Origin of the sequence: Pedobacter sp. (assembly GCF_045628745.1) — a bacterium.
GTDB lineage: Bacteria > Bacteroidota > Bacteroidia > Sphingobacteriales > Sphingobacteriaceae > Pedobacter.
On record NZ_JAZQPU010000029.1, the window covers coordinates 1 to 1,940 of the forward strand.

General features: G+C 34.1%; 3 protein-coding genes and 1 pseudogene. 2 read left to right on the plus strand and 2 right to left on the minus strand.

Annotation, left to right across the window (positions count from 1 at the left end; translation table 11 throughout):
• Positions 1–95: 95 nt before the first annotated feature.
• A complete protein-coding gene (locus ACR2F7_RS01290; RefSeq protein ID WP_432711803.1) occupies positions 96–659 on the minus strand; it encodes a type 1 glutamine amidotransferase domain-containing protein in 564 nt (187 codons plus the stop codon).
• A gap of 126 nt (positions 660–785) precedes the next feature.
• On the opposite strand from ACR2F7_RS01290, the gene ACR2F7_RS01295 reads away from it, so the two are divergent.
• Entirely contained in the window at positions 786–977 is a 192-nt protein-coding gene (locus ACR2F7_RS01295; protein WP_432711805.1) for a type II toxin-antitoxin system HicA family toxin, read from the plus strand.
• Between the two features lie 7 nt (positions 978–984).
• Positions 985–1,368, plus strand: coding sequence for a hypothetical protein (locus tag ACR2F7_RS01300; protein ID WP_432711804.1), 384 nt, complete (start codon positions 985–987; stop codon positions 1,366–1,368).
• A 359-nt stretch (positions 1,369–1,727) separates the two neighbouring features.
• Here the strand turns inward: ACR2F7_RS01300 and ACR2F7_RS01305 are convergent.
• A pseudogene (locus tag ACR2F7_RS01305) lies at positions 1,728–1,940 on the minus strand (glycosyltransferase); the annotation flags it as partial.

Here is a 1,940-nt window from a genome sequence, read left to right on the forward strand (position 1 = left end):
AAAAAAGCCTTGCTATTTTTTATAAATAACAAGGCTTCTGTTTTGGGCCCCTTCTATCATTATATAAGATAAAGAAGGCTCTTTTGGATTTTTAATTATGCATGTTGACCTGCATGCACTCCTTCAGCAAACTCTTCCACAATTTTATCGCAGAAAGCAGGAAGGTCAGCAGGACTTCTACTGGTTACCAATCCCTGGTCTACAACCACTTCTTCATCCACCCAATTGGCACCCGCATTAACAAGGTCTATTTTGATGGTTTTGGTTGATGTTAATTTTCTTCCTTTAACCACTTCTGCGGTGATCAGTACCTGTGGTCCGTGACAAATGGCAGCTACAGGTTTGCCGGCTTCAAAAAAAGCTTTCACCAATAGAATAACCTCTTCTTTTTTTCTCAAAGAATCAGGATTCAATACCCCTCCAGGAATTAATAAACCCTGGTAATCATTGCTATTGACCTCGCTATAGGTTTTATCTACTGCGACTTCAATGGTCCAGTCGTGATCGCCTTTCATGGCCTGTATTTTACCCGATTTTGAAGAAATGATATGTACTGTTGCTCCTTCTTCTTTTAATCGTTGTACAGGAACGGTTAGTTCAGTTTCTTCAAATCCATTCTCTGAAATGACGGCTATGTTTTTATTACTTAATCTTCCCATGATTTTAAATTAAATGATACCATATTATAACTCACCTTAAATTACAAATCAGCAAAAAGATTGTTTTAATTGTTTTTTTCTTTTGAAACTTAGGCAAATGGGCATGATCATTTTTATTACCTTTTCATACCTTTAGGTAATGAAAGTAAGGGAGTTAATCAACTTAAAAAAGACGGTTGGATTGAAAAAGCCCAAACTGAGAGTAATTTACAGCTTGTGCATCAAACTAAACAAGGTAAGGTTACGATTCCAATTCATAAAGGCGATATTGCCAAAGGTACGCTCAATTCAATTTTAAAACAGGCTGGACTTAAGTAATATAAAGATGGAAACAATTAAAATAGAATTGGTTATTGAAAATACAACAAACGGCTTAAGCGGAAGGATAAAGTATAACGATAATCTAATTGTTGATCATGGAGATACTTTACCTGAACTGGAAGAAAATCTTAAAAAATTATTGAATGAGTTTGAAAATTTAGATCCTGAAAATGTAAAATTTGAGCATTTTTACGATGTATATGCCATGTTTAAACAGTTTGATTTTTTAAAAATTGCTAAAGTTGCAGCACATGCCGGTATTGACGCGGAGTTGTTAAATCAATATGCTAATCAGCTCAAATATCCAAATGCTGAACAGGCTAAAAAGCTTGAAAATACCATTCACGAACTTGCAAGGCAAATGATCAGAGCCTCTATTTATGTTTAAATATTTTCGTTAGGCCACCATCACTTAACCATTGCTAAACGCCCTTAGGAAAGAACTTCTCCATACTTGCTAAGCTTAGCCTGACAACCTGGACAAGTGGTTCCACCGTAAAGAAGTTGGCTACGGGTTTTAGGCATCCTAATGAATGGTTGTTCGGTGACTCAAATCGGACAAAAAACTGCATTTAAATTTAGGCCAAATTTAGATTTGCTTTTTTTAAATATGTTTTGCCAGATATAATTGGTTAAGATTATAATTAAAGTAGAACTAAGAATAAAGAGCACAGATTTTAAAATCATTTTGTTAACTGTTTCTTTGCAAGATAGAAAAAATTCTTTATGATAATGATTTGTAAAAATTTAATCGTTAGTTCTTCTGTGCTTCACAAAATACTTCGTCAGATTTAAAGCAATAACCACATGGTTAATTACATTTGGGATCAAACCATAATACTTTGTAAAAATCCAAAAGCGTTCTTTTAAACTTTCCATATGCTTTTTCTTGGAAACACCACCTACAAGGTATTTAGCCACATACAAATGCGTATTAACGATTTTGTTGGCTTTTTTTGC

Bases quoted from the DNA above. Each gene is read 5' to 3' on its own strand.
- ACR2F7_RS01290 (WP_432711803.1), bottom strand. From the start codon at position 659: ATGGGAAGATTAAGTAATAAAAACATAGCCGTCATTTCAGAGAATGGA.
- ACR2F7_RS01300 (WP_432711804.1), top strand. From the start codon at position 985: ATGGAAACAATTAAAATAGAATTGGTTATTGAAAATACAACAAACGGC.